The 21751-nt window shown below is 68.3% G+C and carries 17 protein-coding genes and 2 rRNA genes; 3 read left to right on the top strand and 16 right to left on the bottom strand.

The window, feature by feature from the left end:
* Window positions 1-17 precede the first annotated feature (17 nt).
* The 6 genes from hemB to STRBO_RS0103540 form a co-directional block, all read right to left on the bottom strand.
* Complete coding sequence (gene hemB, locus STRBO_RS0103565) at window positions 18-1010, bottom strand: porphobilinogen synthase (RefSeq protein WP_028796445.1); 993 nt, start codon at window positions 1008-1010, stop codon at window positions 18-20.
* A 120-nt stretch (window positions 1011-1130) separates the two neighbouring features.
* Window positions 1131-2882, bottom strand: a complete 1752-nt coding sequence (locus STRBO_RS39875; protein WP_037626985.1) for a bifunctional uroporphyrinogen-III C-methyltransferase/uroporphyrinogen-III synthase — start codon at window positions 2880-2882, stop codon at window positions 1131-1133.
* Window positions 2879-3847 (bottom strand): hydroxymethylbilane synthase, encoded by a 969-nt coding sequence (gene hemC, locus STRBO_RS0103555; RefSeq protein ID WP_028796444.1) that lies wholly within the window; start codon window positions 3845-3847, stop codon window positions 2879-2881. Before hemC ends, STRBO_RS39875 begins: the two co-directional genes overlap by 4 nt.
* On the bottom strand, window positions 3844-5607 hold the full coding sequence (locus tag STRBO_RS0103550) for a glutamyl-tRNA reductase (protein ID WP_005476542.1): 1764 nt from the start codon (window positions 5605-5607) through the stop codon (window positions 3844-3846). The genes hemC and STRBO_RS0103550 overlap by 4 nt, the downstream gene beginning before the upstream one ends.
* Window positions 5604-6359, bottom strand: a complete 756-nt coding sequence (locus tag STRBO_RS0103545; RefSeq protein WP_005476543.1) for a redox-sensing transcriptional repressor Rex — start codon at window positions 6357-6359, stop codon at window positions 5604-5606. The genes STRBO_RS0103550 and STRBO_RS0103545 overlap by 4 nt, the downstream gene beginning before the upstream one ends.
* A gap of 317 nt (window positions 6360-6676) precedes the next feature.
* Window positions 6677-6964, bottom strand: coding sequence for a glutaredoxin family protein (locus STRBO_RS0103540; RefSeq protein WP_020113795.1), 288 nt, complete (start codon window positions 6962-6964; stop codon window positions 6677-6679).
* 197 nt (window positions 6965-7161) lie between these two features.
* Here STRBO_RS0103540 and STRBO_RS0103535 point away from each other — a divergent pair, with 197 nt between their 5' ends.
* The 3 genes from STRBO_RS0103535 (at window position 7162) to STRBO_RS0103525 (ending at window position 11005) form a co-directional block, all read left to right on the top strand.
* Window positions 7162-8097, top strand: coding sequence for an HAD family hydrolase (locus STRBO_RS0103535; protein WP_078531388.1), 936 nt, complete (start codon window positions 7162-7164; stop codon window positions 8095-8097).
* 385 nt (window positions 8098-8482) lie between these two features.
* Complete coding sequence (locus STRBO_RS0103530) at window positions 8483-9259, top strand: ECF subfamily RNA polymerase sigma factor, BldN family (RefSeq protein ID WP_020113793.1); 777 nt, start codon at window positions 8483-8485, stop codon at window positions 9257-9259.
* Window positions 9260-9595: 336 nt separating this feature from the next.
* Window positions 9596-11005 carry a DUF5667 domain-containing protein gene (locus STRBO_RS0103525; protein WP_020113792.1) on the top strand — a complete coding sequence of 470 codons (1410 nt, stop codon included), beginning with the start codon at window positions 9596-9598 and terminating at the stop codon, window positions 11003-11005.
* Here the strand turns inward: STRBO_RS0103525 and STRBO_RS0103520 are convergent.
* The 10 genes from STRBO_RS0103520 to STRBO_RS0103480 form a co-directional block, all read right to left on the bottom strand.
* A complete protein-coding gene (locus STRBO_RS0103520; RefSeq protein ID WP_005476547.1) occupies window positions 10923-12002 on the bottom strand; it encodes a lysophospholipid acyltransferase family protein in 1080 nt (359 codons plus the stop codon). The two genes, STRBO_RS0103525 and STRBO_RS0103520, sit on opposite strands and share 83 nt — an antisense overlap.
* A 14-nt stretch (window positions 12003-12016) precedes the next feature.
* Window positions 12017-13084 (bottom strand): NAD-dependent epimerase/dehydratase family protein, encoded by a 1068-nt coding sequence (locus tag STRBO_RS0103515; protein WP_020113791.1) that lies wholly within the window; start codon window positions 13082-13084, stop codon window positions 12017-12019.
* A gap of 291 nt (window positions 13085-13375) precedes the next feature.
* On the bottom strand, window positions 13376-13474 hold the full coding sequence (locus STRBO_RS41330) for a 30S ribosomal protein bS22 (protein ID WP_003948845.1): 99 nt from the start codon (window positions 13472-13474) through the stop codon (window positions 13376-13378).
* 167 nt (window positions 13475-13641) lie between these two features.
* On the bottom strand, window positions 13642-13854 hold the full coding sequence (locus tag STRBO_RS0103510; protein WP_004984898.1) for a helix-turn-helix domain-containing protein: 213 nt from the start codon (window positions 13852-13854) through the stop codon (window positions 13642-13644).
* 129 nt (window positions 13855-13983) lie between these two features.
* Window positions 13984-14799, bottom strand: coding sequence for a phosphatase (locus tag STRBO_RS0103505; RefSeq protein WP_005476550.1), 816 nt, complete (start codon window positions 14797-14799; stop codon window positions 13984-13986).
* A 198-nt stretch (window positions 14800-14997) separates the two neighbouring features.
* Window positions 14998-16173: an acetoin utilization protein AcuC gene (locus tag STRBO_RS0103500; RefSeq protein ID WP_005476551.1), complete on the bottom strand. Its 1176-nt coding sequence runs from the start codon at window positions 16171-16173 to the stop codon at window positions 14998-15000.
* Window positions 16124-17341, bottom strand: a complete 1218-nt coding sequence (locus tag STRBO_RS0103495) for an MFS transporter (protein ID WP_020113788.1) — start codon at window positions 17339-17341, stop codon at window positions 16124-16126. Before STRBO_RS0103495 ends, STRBO_RS0103500 begins: the two co-directional genes overlap by 50 nt.
* Window positions 17342-17395: 54 nt before the next feature.
* On the bottom strand, window positions 17396-18040 hold the full coding sequence (locus tag STRBO_RS0103490) for an HAD family hydrolase (protein ID WP_005476553.1): 645 nt from the start codon (window positions 18038-18040) through the stop codon (window positions 17396-17398).
* A gap of 72 nt (window positions 18041-18112) precedes the next feature.
* Window positions 18113-18229 (bottom strand): 5S ribosomal RNA (gene rrf / locus STRBO_RS0103485).
* Between the two features lie 89 nt (window positions 18230-18318).
* Window positions 18319-21442: ribosomal RNA gene (locus STRBO_RS0103480) — 23S ribosomal RNA — on the bottom strand.
* Window positions 21443-21751: the final 309 nt, after the last annotated feature.

Here is a 21751-nt window from a genome sequence, read left to right as displayed (position 1 = left end):
CGGGCCGTCGAGGCGCCTCAGCGCACCATACGAGCCGCCTCGACGGCCCAGTACGTGAGGATGTTCCGCGCGCCCGCCCGTTTGATCCCCGTCAGCGTCTCCAGGATCGCCCGGTCCCGGTCGATCCACCCCTTCTCGGCGGCGGCCTCGACCATCGAGTACTCCCCGGAGATCTGGTAGGCGGCGACCGGCACGTCCACGGCGTCCGCGACCCGCGCGAGGATGTCGAGGTAGGGCCCGGCCGGCTTCACCATCACCATGTCGGCGCCCTCCTGAAGATCGAGGGCCAGCTCCCGCAGCGACTCCCGGGTGTTCGCCGGATCCTGCTGGTAGGTCTTGCGGTCCCCCTTCAGCGAGGAGGCGACGGCCTCCCGGAAGGGCCCGTAGAAGGCGGAGGCGTACTTGGCGGTGTAGGCGAGGACGGCGACGTCCTCGCGCCCGATCTGGTCGAGCGCGTCCCGGACGACCCCGATCTGACCGTCCATCATCCCGCTGGGCCCGACCACATGGGCGCCGGCGTCGGCCTGTACCTGGGCCATCTCCGCGTACCGTTCCAGGGTCGCGTCGTTGTCGACGCGACCCTGCGCGTCCAGCACCCCGCAGTGCCCGTGATCGGTGGTCTCGTCGAGACAGAGATCGGACATGACGAGCAGCTCGTCCCCGACCTCGGCCCGCACGTCACGGATGGCGACCTGGAGGATCCCGTCGGGATCGGTCCCCGGCGTGCCGAGTGCGTCCTTCTTGTCGTCCTCCGGCACCCCGAACAGCATGATCCCGCAGACCCCGGCCTCGACGGCCTCCGCGGCGGCCTTCTTCAGACTGTCCCGCGTGTGCTGCACGACCCCCGGCATCGCCGTGATCGGCACCGGCGCGCTCACACCCTCCCGCACGAACGCGGGCAGGATGAAGTCCGCGGGATGCAGCCGCGTCTCGGCCACCATCCGCCGCATCACAGGCGTCGTACGAAGCCGGCGGGGCCGCGTACCGGGAAACGATCCGTACTTCGACATACACCTACGCTACGCCCGCCCCACCGCCCCCTTTGCCGACGGCCCGTCGGCGGATGCCGTCCGGCGAACACGACGAACCCCCCGAGCGCGCGAGCACTCAGGGGGTGAAGGGCCCAGCCCTTACGTCGTCGTCCTCCGGCGCCGCGCGCCCGGCCGCCGCTCGCTCGGCCGGGTCACGGGATCCCCCGCCTCGACCGCCGCGGCCCGCCGGCGCAGCCCGAAGTCCGCCAGCGCCTCCGCCAGCTTGTGAACGGACGGCTCGGGAGCCATCACGTCCACCCGCAGCCCGTGCTCCTCGGCCGTCTTGGCCGTGGCGGGCCCGATACAGGCGATCACCGTCACGTTGTGCGGCTTCCCGGCGATCCCCACCAGGTTGCGCACGGTGGAGGAGGACGTGAACAGCACGGCGTCGAAGCCGCCGCCCTTGATCGCCTCCCGCGTCTCGGCCGGCGGCGGCGAGGCCCGCACGGTCCGGTACGCGGTGACGTCGTCGACCTCCCAGCCCAGCTCGATCAGCCCGGCGACCAGCGTCTCCGTGGCGATGTCGGCCCTCGGCAGGAACACCCGGTCGATCGGGTCGAAGACCGGGTCGTACGGCGGCCAGTCCTCCAGCAGCCCGGCGGCGGACTGCTCACCGCTCGGCACCAGATCCGGCTTCACACCGAACGCGATCAGCGCCCTGGCGGTCTGCTCACCCACCGCCGCGACCTTGATCCCGGCGAAGGCACGCGCGTCGAGCCCGTACTCCTCGAACTTCTCCCGCACCGCCTTGACCGCGTTCACCGAGGTGAAGACGATCCACTCGTAGCGCCCCGTCACGAGCCCCTTCACGGCCCGCTCCATCTGCTGCGGCGTCCGCGGCGGCTCGACCGCGATCGTCGGCACCTCGTGGGGTACGGCCCCGTACGAGCGCAGTTGGTCGGAGAGCGAGGCGGCCTGCTCCTTCGTCCGCGGCACGAGGACCCGCCATCCGAAGAGCGGCTTGTTCTCGAACCACGACAGCTGGTCGCGCTGGGCCGCCGAGGAACGCTCGCCGACCACCACTATCACCGGCCTGCCGCCCTCGGGGGAGGGCAGCACCTTGGCCTGCTTCAGCGTCTGCGCGATCGTGCCGAGGGTCGCGGTCCAGGTGCGCTGCCGGGTCGTCGTACCGGCGACCGTCACGGTCATCGGCGTATCGGGCTTACGGCCCGCCGCGACCAGCTCACCGGCGGCCGCGGCCACGGTCTCCAGCGTCGCCGAGACGACCACGGTCCCGTCCGACGCCCCGACCTCGGCCCAGCACCGGTCGGAGGCCGTGCGCGCGTCGACGAACCGCACGTCCGCGCCCTGCGCGTCCCGCAGCGGCACACCGGCGTACGCGGGCACGCCGACGGCGGCGGCCACGCCGGGCACCACCTCGAACGGCACACCGGCGGCGGCGCACGCCAGCATCTCCTCGGTGGCGTACGTGTCGAGTCCGGGGTCCCCGGACACCGCACGCACGACCCGCCTGCCGCCCCGTGCGGCCTCCATGACAAGATGTGCCGCATCCCGCACAGCGGGTGCACCAACGGTTGTTGACGTGCCGTCAACAACCGTCAGCTGAGGCGTGCCTGTGCCCGAGAACGTATCCGCTGAAGTAGCCGCGGAAGAGGCAGAGGACGCCGCAGCAAGAGCCGACGGCGGGCTCGAGTCGGTGTCCAGTAGGGCGACGCCGGCGCGGGCGTGCGTACGCACCACGTCGAGCACATCGTGCTCGGCGATGAGAACGTCCGCGTTCGCCAGGGCCTCGACGGCGCGCAGTGTCAGCAGTCCCGGATCCCCGGGTCCGGCACCGAGGAAGGTGACGTGACCGTGGTCCGGACCGGCGGGAAGGGTGGTGGGGCTCAATGTGCTCGCTCCCCCATCAGACCGGCCGCGCCCTTAGCGAGCATCTCGGCGGCGAGTTCACGGCCGAGCGCCATTGCTTGGTCGTACGTCTCGGGCACGGGACCGGTGGTGGACAGCTGCACCAGCGTCGAGCCGTCGGTCGTGCCGACGACGCCGCGCAGGCGCATCTCCTTGACAGTCTGCCCGTCGGCCAGAAGGTCGGCGAACGCACCCACAGGTGCGCTGCAACCGGCCTCCAGGGCGGCGAGCAGGGACCGCTCGGCGGTCACGGCGGCCCGGGTGTCCGGGTCGTCGAGTCCGGCGAGCGCGGCGATCAGCTCCGCATCGGCTGCGGCGCATTCGATCGCCAGTGCCCCCTGGCCGGGGGCGGGCAAAACAGTGTCGACCGGGAGGAAGTCGGTCGCTTCGTCGATCCGTCCGATCCGGGTCAGTCCGGCGGCGGCCAGGACGACGGCGTCCAGCTCGCCCTGCCGTACGTATCCGATCCGCGTGTCGACGTTCCCGCGGATGGGCACCGTCTCGATCGTGAGCCCGTGGCTGCGCGCGTACGCGTTCAGCTGGGCCATCCGGCGCGAGGAGCCGGTACCGACCCGGGCGCCCTCGGGCAGCCGCTCGAAGGTCAGTCCGTCCCGGGCCACCAGGACGTCCCGCGCGTCCGCGCGCACCGGCACGGCGGCCAGGGCCAGCTCGTCCGGGTACGTGGTCGGCAGGTCCTTGAGGGAGTGCACGGCGAAGTCGACCTCGCCGCGCAGCAGCGCCTCGCGCAGCGCGGTGACGAAGACGCCCGTGCCTCCGATCTGCGCCAGCTGCTCGCGGGAGACGTCGCCGTACGTCGTGATCTCCACGAGGTCGACGGGCCGCCCGGTCAGCCGGCGGACCGCGTCCGCCACCTGCCCGGACTGGGCCATGGCGAGTTTGCTTCGCCTGGTCCCGAGCCTCAGGGCCCTGTTGTGCGGCTCACTCATGATCGCCCTCGGTTCTCGGCGTTCGCTCCGACGAATCTGTCGTCGGCTCTGCGCTGGTCGCTGTCCTCGGCCCGGGACACGGCGGTGACCGTCTCCTGGTCCAGGTCGAACAGGGTCCGCAGCGCGTCCGCGTACCCGGCGCCGCCGGGTTCGGCCGCGAGCTGCTTGACCCGTACGGTCGGCGCGTGCAGCAGCTTGTCCACCACGCGCCGCACGGTCTGGGTGATCTCGCCCCGGTGCTTGTCGTCGAGGCCGGGCAGCCGGCCCTCCAGGCGGGCGATCTCGCTCGCGACGACATCGGCGGCCATGGCGCGCAGCGCCACGACGGTCGGTGTGATGTGCGCGGCCCGCTGAGCGGCGCCGAAGGCGGCCACCTCGTCCGAAACGATCCTCCGCACCAGGTCGACGTCGGCGGCCATCGGCGCGTCGGCGGAGACCTCGGCGAGCGACTCGATGTCGACCAGCCGTACGCCGGCCAGCCGGTGCGCGGCCGCGTCGATGTCGCGGGGCATCGCCAGGTCCAGCAGCGCCAGCACGGGCGCGGGCCGGGGCACCTCGACGACAGCCTCGGGGCGCCGCAGCTCGGTGATCCGCCCGGTGACGGCGACGGCCGCGACGAGCGCGGCGATCAGCTCGGCGTCGGCGGCGGGCGTACGTGGGGCCTCGCGCTCCGGCGTACGGCGGCTCGCGCGCCGGTCCACGGTCGCGTTGTCCACCCAGGCCGCGTGTTGTTCCAGGGTCGCCGCGTCCATCCCGGCGACCGCGGCCTCCCCGTGCACGGAGAAGCCGCCGCCCTGGACGGCGGGCAGGTCGAGCGGGCAGTCGTCGTCGCTGCCGAGGGAGGTCGGAGCCAGGGCCGGACGTATGCCGGTGCGGGTGTCGGGGCGGCTCTCCGGCCCGACGGGAACGCCCTCGGGCACCCGGCCCTCGACGGCCGCCGCGACCATCTCGGCGGTGAGGACCAGGCCCGTGGCGCCCGTACAGGAGACCGCGACGTCGGCACGTGTCAGCTCGGCCGGCACCGATTCCATCGGTACCGCGCGGGCCAGCACGTCCGTTTCGCCCTGTTCGGTGAGGATCTGTGCGAGCCGTTCGGCCCGGTCACGGGTCCGGTTGGCGATCACGATCTCGCCCACGCCGGCGCGCGCGAGGGTCGCGGCGGCCAGCGAGGACATGGAACCCGCGCCGATCACCACGGCCCGCTTGCCCTGGGCCCAGCTCTCGACGTCCGCACCCGCGGTGAACTGCTCCAGACCGAAGGTCACCAGCGACTGTCCGGCCCGGTCGATACCGGTCTCGGAGTGCGCCCGCTTGCCGACCCTGAGGCTCTGCTGGAACAGGTCGTTCAGCAGCCGTCCGGCGGTGTGCAGCTCCTGGGCGCGGGCCAGCGCGTCCTTGATCTGCCCGAGGATCTGTCCCTCGCCGACGACCATCGAGTCGAGCCCGCAGGCCACGGAGAACAGATGGTGGACGGCTCGGTCCTCGTAGTGCACGTACAGATACGGCGTGATCTCGTCGAGCCCGACGCCGCTGTGCCGCGCGAGCAGCGTGGACAGCTCGGCGACGCCCGCGTGGAACTTGTCCACGTCCGCGTACAGCTCGATGCGGTTGCAGGTGGCGAGGAGCGCGGCCTCGGTGGCCGGCTCAGCGGCGACCGTGTCCTGAAGCAACTTGATCTGCGCGTCCAGGGACAGCGCCGCCCGCTCCAGCACGCTCACCGGAGCGCTGCGGTGGCTCAGTCCGACGACCAGGAGACTCATGCCGGCATCACGGCGGGGACATCCCCGTCGGGCCCTTTCCCGGACTCCCGGGGAACCTGCGCCACGGCGGCGGCCTCGGCCGCCGCCTCCTCGCCGGCCTTGCGCTGCTCGTGGAACGCGAGGATCTGCAGCTCGATGGAGAGGTCCACCTTGCGGACGTCGACGCCGTCCGGCACGGAGAGGACGGTGGGCGCGAAGTTGAGGATCGACGTGATCCCGGCGGCGACCAGCCGGTCGCACACCTGCTGGGCGGCGCCGGCGGGCGTGGCGATCACGCCGATCGACACGCCGTTGTCGTCGATGATCTTTTCCAGCTCGTCCGTGTGCTGCACCGCGATACCCGCGACCGGCTTTCCCGCCATCGTCGGATCGGCGTCTATCAACGCGGCCACCCGAAAGCCGCGGGAGGCGAACCCACCGTAATTGGCCAGCGCGGCACCGAGATTACCGATACCGACGATCACGACCGGCCAGTCCTGGGTCAGCCCCAGCTCACGCGAGATCTGGTAGACGAGATACTCGACGTCGTACCCCACACCCCGCGTCCCATAGGAACCGAGGTACGAGAAGTCCTTGCGCAGCTTCGCGGAGTTGACCCCGGCGGCGGCCGCGAGTTCCTCGGATGAAACGGTGGGTACCGAACGCTCGGAGAGCGCGGTCAGGGCACGGAGGTACAGCGGAAGTCTGGCGACGGTGGCCTCGGGAATCCCTCGGCTACGGGTCGCCGGTCGGTGAGTTCGGCCAGTTGCCACGGTGCTCCTGCGGGTAGAGCGGGGCTGCGGGCGGTCATGCGTCCCCAGACCGCCCCGTCGACAGCAGGCTATGTCTTTGTGAACGCGTGCACAAAGATGGTGTCCGATTTGCCCGGCCAACGTGACCGGGGTCACGCACACGCGACGCACGCGTGGGGAACCGGCGCACACGCGGCGTCGTTCCTCACCGAATGCCTTGCACGACAGGGGCAAAACCGCACACTCTCCTCACGAATCCCGCCCCCGAGACCAACCAGCCCATCGATCCTAAGCGACTAATGGGACCACTTGGACTGGTCGGTCAGGTCACATCATCGTCACCTTGGTGCGAGGGCTTTGCGAAGGCGCTCCTCGTTCACCCGCCAGAAGGTGTGCTGAGCGCCGTCCACGAGCACGACCGGAATCTGCTCCCAGTACTGGCGGTGCAGTTCCGCATCCTCGGTGATGTCTTTCTTCTCCCAGGGAACGCCCAGCTCACCGCAGACCTTCCCGACCACCGCCTCCGCGTCGTCGCACAGATGACAACCGGGTTTTCCGATCAGTGTGACGAGACGCTCACCGGAATTCTTCGGCGTCCGCCGGAACATGGCACTCATGTCGGCCATTGTCGCTCCCCACCCGATGTCCCCACCCCCTCCTCACCACACAGCGCACGACCTGCTCTTTTCCCCGCCCGTCACGCCCCGTTCCGTACCGGGACACGCCGTCCGCGTCCCTTCTTTAACGACACGGTCGCGGAGAGTTCACAGCCCGCAAACCTCGGGACTCCGGAACCACCGAACAGACTGGCTATGCTCACGCCATGGCCGCTCTCGGATGGCTCACTCCCCGTAGGCGCTCCGCCACGGCGCGGAGCGTTTTGGCAGGCGAGGCCTCTGCGGAGGCAGCGCGCAAGTCCTCCCAGGAGTTGGAGGACATCTCCCCCGCACCCGACGCCGTCCAGGAACCGGTGTTCCCGGTCCTCGGCGACGACAGGGCCGCCGCGTTCTTCGACCTCGACAACACCGTCATGCAGGGCGCCTCGCTCTTCCACTTCGGCCGCGGCCTGTACAAGCGGAAGTTCTTCGAGACCCGCGACCTCGCCCGATTCGCGTGGCAGCAGGCGTGGTTCCGGCTGGCGGGATCCGAGGACCCCGAGCACATGCAGGACGCCCAGAACTCCGCGCTCTCCATCGTTCAGGGCCACCGCGTCGCCGAACTGACGATCATCGGCGAGGAGATCTACGACGAGTACATGGCCGAGCGCATCTGGCCGGGCACCCGCGCCCTGGCCCAGGCGCACCTCGACGCCGGCCAGAAGGTCTGGCTCGTCACGGCCGCGCCGGTGGAGATCGCCCAGGTGATCGCCCGCCGCCTCGGCCTGACCGGCGCCCTGGGCACGGTCGCCGAGTCCGTCGACGGCGTGTACACCGGCAAGCTGGTCGGCGAGCCGCTGCACGGTCCCGCCAAGGCCGAGGCGGTACGCGCCCTGGCCACCGCGGAGAGCCTCGACCTCTCGCGCTGCGCCGCGTACAGCGACTCCCACAACGACATCCCGATGCTGTCGCTCGTGGGTCACCCGTACGCCATCAACCCCGACAGCAAACTCCGCAGGCACGCCCGGGACATGGACTGGCGGCTGCGGGACTACCGCACCGCCCGCAAGGCCGCCAAGGTCGGCCTCCCCGCGGCGGCGGGCGTGGGCGCGGTGGCCGGCGGCACGGTGGCCGCGATCGCCCTGCACCGCCGTCGCCGCTGAACTGAACTGTCTGTCGTTCTTCGAACGCCGGAGGGGCTGGGAGACCAGCCCCTCCGGCGTTCGCGCGTCGGGCCCGCGGCCAGCGCATTCGAGCGGTCCTACCCCCACTCCGCCCCCCTCAGTCACGCCGTCCGCACCCGACCACAACACGCCCCACACCCAGACGGAACACGAACTCAATCGATCAACAACCGATCACAGACCTGTACTTGAGCAGCCGTCAATCAGTAACAGAAGCGACGTAATCGACGATTTGAGCAACTGGGTGTAGCAGTGCCTGCACGAAGCGTTATTCTCCTCAAACGCAAACCGGTACCCCTCCGTCGCTACGACGGGTGAAAGGTTCCGCACTGCACGTGATGGAAGCTCTGCCTCTGGGAGTCCCGTGTACCCACACGTCGGGGTTGACGCCTCGGGCCTGGCTACGCTGCGCGCGACGGTCAACCAACTGTTGCGCGGCTTCGTCCCCACCGCGTACGCCGTCCCCGCCCTCGCCACCTCCGCCGCGCCCGTCGGCCCGTGCTACGCACTGGCCGACGGCAGCGCGGCGGTAGGCAGACGAGGCCGTTCGGGATCCACCGCCACGACCACCCGCCGTCCCGCCGCGGACAGCGACAGCGCCCGCATGATGGACCTCGTCGAACGCGCCCAGTCCGGCGAGGCCGACGCCTTCGGTCGCCTGTACGACCAGTACAGCGACACGGTCTACCGCTACATCTACTACCGCGTCGGCGGCAAGGCGACCGCCGAGGACCTCACCAGCGAGACGTTCCTGCGCGCCCTGCGGCGCATCGGCACGTTCACCTGGCAGGGCCGCGACTTCGGCGCCTGGCTGGTGACGATCGCCCGCAACCTGGTGGCCGACCACTTCAAGTCCAGCCGTTTCCGGCTGGAGGTCACCACCGGCGAGATGCTCGACGCCAACGAGGTCGAGCGCTCCCCCGAGGACTCCGTCCTGGAGTCCCTCTCCAACGCGGCCCTCCTCGAAGCCGTACGCCGCCTCAACCCCCAGCAGCAGGAATGCGTCACGCTCCGCTTCCTGCAGGGCCTCTCCGTCGCCGAGACCGCCCGGGTCATGGGCAAGAACGAGGGCGCGATCAAGACCCTCCAGTACCGCGCGGTCCGCACCCTCGCCCGCCTCCTCCCGGACGACGCCCGCTGACGCCGCCGACCCCGGTCGCGCGGATCATCGTGCCCGTCTCCCTCCAGCCCGGCGAGGACCGGGACGGCCACCCACTGAGCGACACCCGCGCCCGGCGCGCCGATTCGCACACGCTGCGCGATCCTCAACTCACCCACTGTCAAGGCCCGTTGACTTCCCCGCCCGATCATCCGCCGTCCGTAACCCAAGTGCCACGCCGCTCGTTGTGCGGGATACAGGCTCCCTGTGGTCGCGCCTGGCCGACACCGATCACTCGATCGTGTGGACCGGCCAGGGACGTGCAACCCTCAGGACCCCCTGGGGAGTCGACCGTCATGACGAGAGGAGGTGCCGCCAGTGATCGCGAACGTATCGGCGCACCGGCGGGCGAACGCCTTCGCCCAGGCCCTGGAGGAGCTGTCCGACCGGGGCACGGCGGCCGAGCGGCCCGAGGGATCGGCATCGGCCCCGGCAGCGCGACAGACCGAGCAGGACCACATGCTGGCCCTCACCACCGGTCTCGACGAGCTGCCCAAGCCAGTGCTCGACCCCGAGGTCAAGGTCGTCCATCGCGCGCAATTGGTGGCCGCGATGGAAGCCATGCTGCGGGACGGCACGCTGCCGGGGCGCGAGGCGTCGGACCCTTCGGTGCCCGAACAGCGATCGGGCAAAGCGCGGGGCGCGCACCGGGCAAGTCCGCTGGGCAAGCTGCGACCACGGTCCCGCCTGACGAAGGGGCTCGCCGCCGGCGGGCTCAGCGTCGGCGTGGCCGCGAGCGCCTTCGGCGGTGTGGCAGCCGCCAGCTCGGACGCCCTGCCCGGTGACTCGCTCTACGGCCTCAAGCGCGGCATCGAGGACGTGAAGCTCACCCTGGCCGACGACACCGACGACCGGGGCCGGCTCTATCTGGACCAGGCGTCGACCCGTCTCGGCGAGGCCCGCCGCCTCATGGAGCGGGGCCGGGGCGGACAGCTCGACCACGAATCCCTCGGCGAGATCCGCCGCGCCCTCACCGGGATGCGGCACGACGCCTCCGAGGGCCACCGCCTGCTCCACGAGGCCTACGAGCGAGATCCGGAGTCCCTGGGCCCCATCCGGGCCCTCTCGGCGTTCTCCCGGTCCCACCGCGAGGCCTGGGGCGCCCTGCGCGACCGGCTGCCCGTGCAGCTCGGAGACGTGAGCCAGCAGGTCTCCTCGGTCTTCGACGCCATAGACGACGAGGTCGCCCCGCACTCGTCGCTCCTGCCCCCGCCCCCCACGCCGGGCGGCGACGGCCGGCAGCGCTCCACGGGCTCCGGCACACCCGACACCACCGGCCCCGGCCACCCGGCCCCGAGCGCCAGCGGCGGTTCCGTCGGCGGCGACAGCGAGGACACCACCGGCAAACCGAAGCCGTCCACCTCGGACGGCGGCGGCGAAGGCCTCGTCGGCGGCACCACCGGCGGCCTCCTCGACCCGCCCCAGCAGGACACCGCCAGCACCTCCCCGTCCACCGGCAGGACCGCCGAGGCCGAACAGCCCGACGTCACCCTCCCGCCCCTCCTCCCGGGGCTCCTCCCGGGCCTGGGCATCGACGGCCAGAACAGCGACTGCCCCCGTACGACGGTGGGGCGCCCTTCGCGAAGAAGGGCGCCCCACCGTCGTGTCCACCATCGCGTGCAGCGCCGCGACAGCCAGGCGACGGCTAGAAGAACACCGACCGTCGCTGCACCAGCAGCTTGTACAGGGTGTGCTGGATCTGCTCCCGCACCTGGTCCGTCAGGTTGAACATCAGCATCGGGTCCTCGGCCGCCTCCGGCGGATACCCGTCCGTCGGGATCGGCTCGCCGAACTGGATCGTCCACTTCGTCGGCAGCGGCACCGCGCCCAGCGGACCGAGCAACGGGAACGTCGGCGTGATCGGGAAGTACGGGAAGCCCAGAAGCCGGGCGATCGTCTTCGAGTTCCCGATCATCGGGTAGATCTCCTCCGCGCCCACGATCGAGCACGGGATGATCGGCGTACCGGCGCGCAGGGCGGTGGAGACGAAGCCGCCGCGGCCGAAGCGCTGCAGCTTGTAGCGGTCGCCGAAGGGCTTGCCGAGGCCCTTGAAGCCCTCCGGCATGACCCCGACCAGCTCGCCCTGCTGCAGCAGCCGTGAGGCGTCCTCCGCACACGCGAGGGTGTGACCGAGCTTGCGGGCCAGTTGGTTGACCACTGGCAGCATGAAGACCAGGTCCGCCGCGAGCAGCCGCAGATGCCGCCCGGTGGGGTGGTTGTCGTGGACGGCGACCTGCATCATCAGGCCGTCCAGCGGCAGCGTCCCCGAGTGGTTGGAGACGATCAGGGCGCCGCCGTCCGTCGGGATGTTCTCGATGCCCTTCACCTCGACCCGGAAGTAATTCTCGTACACGGGCCGCAGCAGGGACATCAGCACCTGGTCGGTGAGTTCGGCGTCGTAGCCGAAGTCGTCGACCTCGTAGTCACCGGTGAGCCGCTTGCGCAGGAACGCGAGACCGCCCGCGATCCGGCGCTCCAGGCCGCCGCCGTCCTGTGCCTCGGCGGCCTCTTGAGGCGGCTCCGGCTTCTCCCGTGTCACAGGAACATCATCGGTGCTGGTCGGCCGTCCGGGGAGGGCCTGGACCTCGCCGGATTCACGAACATCCCGGACGACCGCGTTGTCGCCCTTGCGCCGGCTCCCCGTACTCCGCCGGCGCGGCGGGCGCTGCACGGCGCCCCCACGCGTCCGGTCGTCGTCGAACGGAATGACCTTGGCATCCGCCATCGTTGATGCGCTCCTCAGTTGGCGCTCTGCGTCGGGGGGTGGCCGCCGACCGGCGTGGGCACGGGCAGGGCGGCGATCCGGTCGATGGCCCCAGCAAGGGCCTCCGGGGGCAGGAGCCCGGGGCCCCTGCTGCGGGCGAAGTCGGCGAAGGTCTCCGCGGTCGTGTACCTGGCCCGGTAGCCGAGCGTCTCGCGCATCTGGTTCGTCGACACGACCCGCCCGTGGGTCAGCAGCCGCAGCTGCTCCGGCGAGAAGTCGGTGAAGCCCAGCGTGCGGACCATCGAACCGACCCAGCTGACCGCCGGCATCAGCAGCGGCACCGTCGGCCGACCGAGGCGCCGCGCGCACTGCGAGAGCAGCAGGACGCCGTCACCCGCGATGTTGAACGTGCCGCTGTTGAGCGTGCCCCGCGCCGGCTCGTGCGAGGCGATCCGCAGCACCTCGATGACGTCGTCCTCGTGCACGAACTGCAGCCGCGGGTCGTAGCCCAGCACGGTCGGCAGCACCGGCAGCGAGAAGTACGAGGCGAGCGGGGAATCCGCGCTCGGCCCGAGGATGTTCGCGAACCGCAGCACGCACACGGCCACATCGGGCCGCCGCCGGGCGAACCCGCGTACATACCCCTCGACCTCGACGGTGTCCTTGGCGAAGCCGCCGCTGGGCAGCGACTTGGGCGGCATCGTCTCGGTGAACACGGCCGGGTCGCGCGGCGCGGACCCGTACACGTTCGTACTGGACTTCACGACCAGCCGCTTGACCAGCGGGGACTTCTGGCAGGCACCGAGCAGCTGCATGGTGCCGATGACGTTGGTCTCCTTGAGTGTGGCCCGGCCGCCACTGCCCAGCGGCGTGCCCGTGACGTCCATGTGCACCACGGTGTCCACGTTGTGCTCGGCCAGCAGACGGGCTATGGCCGGCTGCCTGATGTCGGCCTGCACGAAGTCCGCGCCGCCCAGATGATGTCCCGGTGGTACCGCGTCGACCGCGATGACCCGGTCGACCTGCGGGTCACGCTGGATCCGCCGCACGAAACGGCCCCCCAGCTGACGGGCCACCCCGGTGACGAGCACGACCTTTCCCAAGATCAGCGCCTTCCTTCCAGACGTCCGCTCACATAGGCGTAACTCTGCTCGTACTCTGCCGCGTTCCCCGTGTGCGGCCACGTTAGCGGTTCGATGTTGCCGTGTGGTGACCGCGACCCCGTCAATGACCGGCAAAAACAATGGGCGGGCGAAAACACTGTGGCCCCCCACCGCATTCGGTGGAGGGCCACAGCAACGCGCTCTCAACAGCGCTCGCGCAAGAAAGCAAGGCGTGCGGCCCCCTTACGCGAGGGGGGCCGGCCAGGACCCCGTTTCCGGGGCCGGACCGCCTTACTTCTTGTTGCGACGCTGAACGCGGGTGCGCTTGAGCAGCTTGCGGTGCTTCTTCTTAGCCATCCGCTTGCGCCGCTTCTTGATAACAGAGCCCACGACTACCCTCGCTCACTTCTCATCACTCGGCGTTTGGGCGCCATGGGCCCATACGACCTACGAGGGGCCAGCCTACCGGTCCGAGCGCTGAGGTCGTAATCGAGGGGGAGCGGGGGGATCCCGGAGGTACCGCAGGTCCTCCGGAAGCCCCTCTGCCCCGGTGGCCGTCAGGCCGTCTCCACCCCCACATAACTCTCGCGGAGGTACTCATGTACCGCTTGCTCCGGCACCCGGAAGGACCTGCCCACCCGGATCGCCGGCAGATGACCGCTGTGCACCAAGCGGTACACGGTCATCTTCGACACTCGCATCACCGAGGCGACTTCCGCCACGGTCAGGAACTGAACCTCGTTCAGAGGCCTCTCGCCAGCTGCAGCCATGACACACCTGAACCTTCCGCACTCGACGGCCACCGGCTTCCCCTTCCGGTGACTCTTCGTCGTTGCGTGCTCACTCCCCAATGTAGGGGCGGGTGATGCGAGTGGGGAAGAGGGGATGCCATCGGCGCCCTACTGTGACAGACACGCCCGATTGAGTACGTAGCGGGTCAGTGGTCGGTAGTAAGCGGACCGCACACCGTCATCAAGTGGAACGGCGACGGACACCTGCCCCTCCCTCTCGCCCACGAAGAGAGCCGGATCGTCCGTGTCGGCGAGCCCGATCGCCTCGAACCCCAGCTGACCTGCCCCGCAGACCCATCCGTGGTCTCCCACGACGAGCTCCGGGAGCGGCCCGCCGGCCTCCGCCGCGGCCGCCAGAACGGTCCGAACCGGGAGCGGTGAATGGGTGTGCACGCCGGTCGCACAACCGGAGCGCAGGGCGGGCGCCTCACGGACCACGGCGACGCCTCGTACGTAGTCGAGATGGTGCGTGCGTAGACCGAACCGGGTCGTTATGTCGACACGTCTACCCGTCGCTGGGGTGAGAACCTCACATCCTGCCGCCGACATGGCGTCTGCCAACGCGCCGTAGAAACCCATCAGCCGATGTGGGTGCCCGGTCCCGAAGAGGACCGTCCCGCCACGGCGAGCGACCGCCGCGACGCGTTCCGCGAAGCGGTCCAGCGCACCCATCGTGCGCTCGGGGTCAATGACATCCTGCCCTGAGGTGCACCCCGGATCGGCCGAAACGCCACACTTCTCCGCCATCAGATCGAGCACATCCCGCTGCCGCCAGGACAGTTCGGGATCAAGTCCGATCAGAAACCGCGGGTCCCGGGCCGCGAACAACCGATAACTCCGCAGACTCGCCTCCCGGGTGGTGGCGACCCGCCCCGCGAGCCCGCAGGCCACCAGGTGCTCCCGCAACGCCGCGCCACTCACCACGCCCCGATGGTGACGCACAGCCCGTACCACCACCCCGAAAACCCCCGCCCCACCACACAGTTGGCCTAACTCCCGCCAGGGGCGCGGGGAACTGCGCGAACGGGGTCCGGGGCGGAGCCCCGAGTCTTGAGCGGGAGGCGAAAGGACGCCCGGCCCCTGGGACCGGGACGGGCAGGGGCAACGGGGACGGGCAACCGCCTACGGCAACAACCCCCGCAGCGGAAAAACGGCCTTCCGCGCGGCGAGCACCGCCTGGTCGAGCCGGTCCGCGGGGTCGTACCCCTCCTCCCAGTCCGCCCAGGACACCGGCCACCGCCCATCGGTCATCCGCGCCGGCGCCAGCTGCCGCGTCCGGGCGAACACCTGCTGCCGCCACTCCTCGGGGATCACACTCTCCGGCGCGATCTCCCGCCCCGCCGCGATCGCCACCAGATGCGTCCACGACCGCGGCACGACATCCACCACCGCGTAACCGCCTCCGCCGAGCGCGACCCACCGCCCGTCGGCATGCTCATGGGCCAGCTCGTGCAACGCCACCTGCACCGCCCGCTGCGCGTCCAGGGACACCGCCAGGTGCGCCAGCGGGTCCTCGAAGTGCGTGTCGGCCCCGTGCTGGGTCACCAGCACCTGGGGCCGGAAGTCCGCGATCAGCTCCGGCACCACCGCGTGGAACGCCCGCACCCACCCGGCGTCCCCGGTCCCCGCCGGCAGCGCCACGTTCACGGCCGACCCCTCCGCGCTCGGCGAGGCCCCCGTCTCCTCCGGCCACCCGGTCTGCGGGAACAGGGTCCGGGGATGCTCGTGCATCGAGATCGTCAGAACTCGCGGGTCCTCCCAGAACGCCGCCTGCACCCCGTCCCCGTGGTGCACGTCGACATCCACGTACGCGACCCGCTCCGCCCCCAGCTCCAGCAGCCGGGCGATGGCGATCGACGCGTCGTTGTAGATACAGAACCCCGACGCGCCACCGGGCATCGCGTGGTGCAGCCCGCCCGCGAAGTTCACCGCGTGCAGCGCGTCCCCGCGCCACACGGCCTCCGCCGCTCCGACCGACTGCCCCGCGATCAGCGCGGACACCTCGTGCATCCCGGCGAAGGCCGGATCGTCCATGGTCCCGAGCCCGTACGCCCCGTCCGCGCCCTGGGGATCGGCCGACGCGGCCCTGACCGCCGCCACGTAGTCCTCGCGATGCACGAGCCGCAGGGTCGACTCCCCCGCCGGCTTCGCCGAGACGACGTCCATCTCCCGGTCGAGCCCGAAGGCGCTCACCAGGCTCCGGGTCAGCGCCAGCCGGACCGGATCCATCGGATGGTCCGGACCGAAGTCATAGCCCGTTACTGCCTCGTCCCACATCAGCTGTGCGCGGCCGCTCATGCCCGCCACCGTATCGGTCCGGTTCGGTCTCGAACGAGCGGGCGTACACCAACGTCACCAGCACCAGAACCATCGGTACGAGCATCGCCCCGCGATAGCTCCAGAGGTCGCCCAGGGCCCCCACCAACGGAGAACCGATCAGGAAACCGACATAGTTGAAGATGTTCAGCCGCGCGACGGCCGCGTCCGAAGCTCCGGGGAACAGGCGCCCGGCCGCCGCGAACGTCTGCGGCACCAGCACACACAACCCGAGCCCCAGCAGTGTGAACCCGAGCATCCCCACCCAGGCCCCCGGCGCCCCCGCCACCACGGCGAATCCGGCCGCCGCCACCACCGCACCGGCCCGCACGACGGCCACGGCCCCGAACCTCCGCACCCCGAGGTCCCCGATGGACCGCCCGATCAGCGTGGTGATCATGTAGACGTTGTACGGAACGGTCGACAGCTGGTCGGAACTCCCGAGCACGTCCTGCAGATACTTCGCACTCCAGTTGGAGACGGTCGAGTCCCCGATGTACGCGAAGCACATCACCAGACAGAGCGGCAGCAGCAGCTTGAAGGCGACGTTCCCGCCCTCCGCGGCGGCTGTTGGGGCCTTGTCCTCCGGCCCACCCCCGTCGACGTACCACCGGCTCGCCGCCAGGGCGGCCGGCAGCAGCGCGATCACCACCGGCAGATACAGGGGCAGCAGCGCCACATCCCAGTGCGCCCCCATCCACGCCAGCGAGGCCCCGGCTATCCCACCCAGGCTGTACACGGCGTGGAAGCCGAGCATGATGCTCCGCCCGTACGACCGCTGCAGGCTCACCCCGAGCATGTTCATGGACGCGTCCAGCGCACCGACCGCCAGCCCGAAGGCCGCGAGCGACGCACCGAGGACGACCATCCGGTCGCCGGCCCCCACGCCGAGCAGCGCCAGGAGCACGACGGGCTGGGACCACCTGAGCACCCGGCTCGGCGGAATCCTCTTCACGAGGTGCTCCGTGCAGACACTGCCGACCCCGGCGAGGACCGGCACGGCGGCGAGGAAGGCGGGCAACAGCGCGTCGGAGACTCCGTACCGGTCCTGGATGGCCGGAATCCGCGTCACGAGCAGCGCGAAGGCGACACCCTGGGCGAAGAAGCTGAACGCCAACGCGGCCCTACCGCGCCGCAGCACATCTGTCATGGCGGCACAGTAGGGGGCACGGCCTACTCATGGGTAGAGGAAGTTGAATACTGCTCAACTAAGCAGGTCGAGCAGCTCTCCCATGTCCGAAAAGTACCCCCTGGCTCCGGCCAGCTTCCCGGCGGGCGTCATCGCCGTATACCCGTACACATCCATCCCGGCCGCGAGCCCCGCCCGCACCCCGAGAGGACTGTCCTCGACGACGGCACACCGGTCCGGGGCGACACCCATCCGCTCGGCCGCGTGCAGGAAGAGGTCCGGAGCCGGCTTGCCCCGCCCCACATCCTGCGAACTGAACACGAGCCCCTCCCCGAACCACCGGTCGAGCCCGGTCGTGCGATGCCCCACCCGGATCCGCTCGTGACTTCCGGACGACGCCACGCAGTACGGCACCCCGTCCGCGACCAGCTTCTCCAGTACCGCCACCACGCCGGGCACCGGCTCCAACTCCCGCTCGAACCCGGCGAACACCCGCTGATGGAAGACGTCGTCGAAGTCCCCCGGCAGGCTCTGCCCGGTCCGCTCCAGCACCACTTCGTGAACCCGGTGCATGGCCGACCCCATGTAGTCGCGGATGGAGTCCTCGAACGAGGTCGGGTGACCCAGTTCGGTGAGGTACTCGGCGAGGAGCCGGTTGGAGAGGGGCTCGCTGTCGACGAGAACGCCGTCATTGTCGAAGATCACGAGGTCATAGCGCATGCTCCGACCCTAAGCGAACCCCAAACGCAGAAAACCCCCGCCGGCTTCCCGGCGGGGGTTTTCGCAATATTTGTTCGGCGGCGTCCTACTCTCCCACAGGGTCCCCCCTGCAGTACCATCGGCGCTGTAAGGCTTAGCTTCCGGGTTCGGAATGTAACCGGGCGTTTCCCTCACGCTATGACCACCGAAACACTATGAAACACTCAACCGCACCACACCGTGACCATGGCATGGGGTTGTTCGTGGTTTCAGAACCAACACAGTGGACGCGAGCAACTGAGGACAAGCCCTCGGCCTATTAGTACCAGTCAACTCCACCCGTTACCAGGCTTCCATATCTGGCCTATCAACCCAGTCGTCTACTGGGAGCCTTACCCCATCAAGTGGGTGGGAATACTCATCTCGAAGCAGGCTTCCCGCTTAGATGCTTTCAGCGGTTATCCCTCCCGAACGTAGCCAACCAGCCATGCCCTTGGCAGGACAACTGGCACACCAGAGGTTCGTCCGTCCCGGTCCTCTCGTACTAGGGACAGCCCTTCTCAATATTCCTGCGCGCGCAGCGGATAGGGACCGAACTGTCTCACGACGTTCTAAACCCAGCTCGCGTACCGCTTTAATGGGCGAACAGCCCAACCCTTGGGACCGACTCCAGCCCCAGGATGCGACGAGCCGACATCGAGGTGCCAAACCATCCCGTCGATATGGACTCTTGGGGAAGATCAGCCTGTTATCCCCGGGGTACCTTTTATCCGTTGAGCGACGGCGCTTCCACAAGCCACCGCCGGATCACTAGTCCCGACTTTCGTCCCTGCTCGACCCGTCGGTCTCACAGTCAAGCTCCCTTGTGCACTTACACTCACCACCTGATTGCCAACCAGGCTGAGGGAACCTTTGGGCGCCTCCGTTACTCTTTAGGAGGCAACCGCCCCAGTTAAACTACCCATCAGACACTGTCCCTGATCCGGATCACGGACCCAGGTTAGACATCCAGCACGACCAGACTGGTATTTCAACGACGACTCCACCCGAACTGGCGTCCGAGCTTCAAAGTCTCCCAGCTATCCTACACAAGCCGAACCGAACACCAATATCAAACTGTAGTAAAGGTCCCGGGGTCTTTCCGTCCTGCTGCGCGAAACGAGCATCTTTACTCGTAGTGCAATTTCACCGGGCCTATGGTTGAGACAGTCGAGAAGTCGTTACGCCATTCGTGCAGGTCGGAACTTACCCGACAAGGAATTTCGCTACCTTAGGATGGTTATAGTTACCACCGCCGTTTACTGGCGCTTAAGTTCTCAGCTTCGCCACACCGAAATGTGACTAACCGGTCCCCTTAACGTTCCAGCACCGGGCAGGCGTCAGTCCGTATACATCGCCTTACGGCTTCGCACGGACCTGTGTTTTTAGTAAACAGTCGCTTCTCGCTGGTCTCTGCGGCCACCCCCAGCTCAAGCAGCAAGTGCTATCACCGGTGATGGCCCCCCTTCTCCCGAAGTTACGGGGGCATTTTGCCGAGTTCCTTAACCATAGTTCACCCGAACGCCTCGGTATTCTCTACCTGACCACCTGAGTCGGTTTAGGGTACGGGCCGCCATGAAACTCGCTAGAGGCTTTTCTCGACAGCATAGGATCATCCACTTCACCACAATCGGCTCGGCATCAGGTCTCAGCCACACGTGCGACGGATTTACCTATCGCACGGCCTACACCCTTACCCCGGGACAACCACCGCCCGGGATGGACTACCTTCCTGCGTCACCCCATCACTCACCTACTACAAGTCTGGTCCGTCGGCTCCACCACTTTCCTTTCCCCGAAGGGTCCGGAACGGCTTCACGGACTTAGCATCGCCTGGTTCAGTGTTTGACGCTTCACAGCGGGTACCGGAATATCAACCGGTTATCCATCGACTACGCCTGTCGGCCTCGCCTTAGGTCCCGACTTACCCTGGGCAGATCAGCTTGACCCAGGAACCCTTGGTCAATCGGCGCACACGTTTCTCACGTGTGTATCGCTACTCATGCCTGCATTCTCACTCGTGAACCGTCCACAACTCGCTTCCGCGGCTGCTTCACCCGGCACACGACGCTCCCCTACCCATCCCAGCAGGCGTTGGCCCTATATGCTGGAATGACACGACTTCGGCGGTACGCTTGAGCCCCGCTACATTGTCGGCGCGGAATCACTAGACCAGTGAGCTATTACGCACTCTTTCAAGGGTGGCTGCTTCTAAGCCAACCTCCTGGTTGTCTGTGCGACTCCACATCCTTTCCCACTTAGCGTACGCTTAGGGGCCTTAGTCGATGCTCTGGGCTGTTTCCCTCTCGACCATGGAGCTTATCCCCCACAGTCTCACTGCCGTGCTCTCACTTACCGGCATTCGGAGTTTGGCTAAGGTCAGTAACCCGGTAGGGCCCATCGCCTATCCAGTGCTCTACCTCCGGCAAGAAACACACGACGCTGCACCTAAATGCATTTCGGGGAGAACCAGCTATCACGGAGTTTGATTGGCCTTTCACCCCTAACCACAGGTCATCCCCCAGGTTTTCAACCCTGGTGGGTTCGGTCCTCCACGAAGTCTTACCTCCGCTTCAACCTGCCCATGGCTAGATCACTCCGCTTCGGGTCTTGAGCGTGCTACTAAAATCGCCCTGTTCGGACTCGCTTTCGCTACGGCTACCCCACTCGGGTTAACCTCGCAACACACCGCAAACTCGCAGGCTCATTCTTCAAAAGGCACGCAGTCACGACGCACCGAGTAAACTCGATGCGCGACGCTCCCACGGCTTGTAGGCACACGGTTTCAGGTACTATTTCACTCCGCTCCCGCGGTACTTTTCACCATTCCCTCACGGTACTATCCGCTATCGGTCACCAGGGAATATTTAGGCTTAGCGGGTGGTCCCGCCAGATTCACACGGGATTTCTCGGGCCCCGTGCTACTTGGGTGTCTCTCAAACGAGCCGTCAATGTTTCAGCTACGGGGGTCTTACCCTCTACGCCGGACCTTTCGCATGTCCTTCGCCTACATCAACGGTTTCTGACTCGTCTCACAGCCGGCAGACTGTAAAAGAGAGATCCCACAACCCCGTATACGCAACCCCTGCCGGGTCTCACACGCATACGGTTTGGCCTCATCCGGTTTCGCTCGCCACTACTCCCGGAATCACGGTTGTTTTCTCTTCCTGCGGGTACTGAGATGTTTCACTTCCCCGCGTTCCCTCCACTTGCCCTATGTGTTCAGGCAAGGGTGACAGCCCATGACGACTGCCGGGTTTCCCCATTCGGAAACCCCCGGATCAAAGCCTGGTTGACGACTCCCCGGGGACTATCGTGGCCTCCCACGTCCTTCATCGGTTCCTGGTGCCAAGGCATCCACCGTGCGCCCTTAAAAACTTGGCCACAGATGCTCGCGTCCACTGTGCAGTTCTCAAACAACGACCAACCACCCATCACCCCGAACCAGTAGTCCGAGTGCACTGGGGCCGGCACTGAAGGCAACCGTAAAGCACGGCCATTCCCTCAGACACCCAACAGCGTGCCCGGCACCCTCACCACTCAGATCAGCTTTCCACGCCCCCGAAAGGACAGTACTCACAGCCTGAGATGACTCAAGATGCCGAATAATCAACGTTCCACCCATGAGCTAACCAGCATCAGACGTTCGCTGATGATCTGGCCTCTGACCTCACCCCGTAGGGATCGGTAGAA

Origin of the sequence: Streptomyces bottropensis ATCC 25435 (assembly GCF_000383595.1) — a bacterium.
Lineage (GTDB): Bacteria > Actinomycetota > Actinomycetes > Streptomycetales > Streptomycetaceae > Streptomyces > Streptomyces bottropensis.
The sequence above is the reverse complement of the archived record's forward strand: the minus strand, read 5'-3'. Positions and strand labels throughout refer to the sequence as shown.

Coding starts and splice junctions, on each gene's coding strand:
- STRBO_RS0103520 (WP_005476547.1), bottom strand. CDS start 12,002: ATGGCGGATGCCAAGGTCATTCCGTTCGACGACGACCGGACGCGTGGG.
- STRBO_RS0103535 (WP_078531388.1), top strand. CDS start 7,162: ATGGCCGCTCTCGGATGGCTCACTCCCCGTAGGCGCTCCGCCACGGCG.
- hemB (WP_028796445.1), bottom strand. CDS start 1,010: ATGTCGAAGTACGGATCGTTTCCCGGTACGCGGCCCCGCCGGCTTCGT.
- STRBO_RS0103550 (WP_005476542.1), bottom strand. CDS start 5,607: ATGAGTCTCCTGGTCGTCGGACTGAGCCACCGCAGCGCTCCGGTGAGC.
- STRBO_RS0103540 (WP_020113795.1), bottom strand. CDS start 6,964: ATGGCCGACATGAGTGCCATGTTCCGGCGGACGCCGAAGAATTCCGGT.
- STRBO_RS0103510 (WP_004984898.1), bottom strand. CDS start 13,854: ATGGCTGCAGCTGGCGAGAGGCCTCTGAACGAGGTTCAGTTCCTGACC.
- STRBO_RS0103495 (WP_020113788.1), bottom strand. CDS start 17,341: ATGACAGATGTGCTGCGGCGCGGTAGGGCCGCGTTGGCGTTCAGCTTC.
- STRBO_RS0103500 (WP_005476551.1), bottom strand. CDS start 16,173: ATGAGCGGCCGCGCACAGCTGATGTGGGACGAGGCAGTAACGGGCTAT.
- hemC (WP_028796444.1), bottom strand. CDS start 3,847: ATGAGTGAGCCGCACAACAGGGCCCTGAGGCTCGGGACCAGGCGAAGC.
- STRBO_RS0103490 (WP_005476553.1), bottom strand. CDS start 18,040: ATGCGCTATGACCTCGTGATCTTCGACAATGACGGCGTTCTCGTCGAC.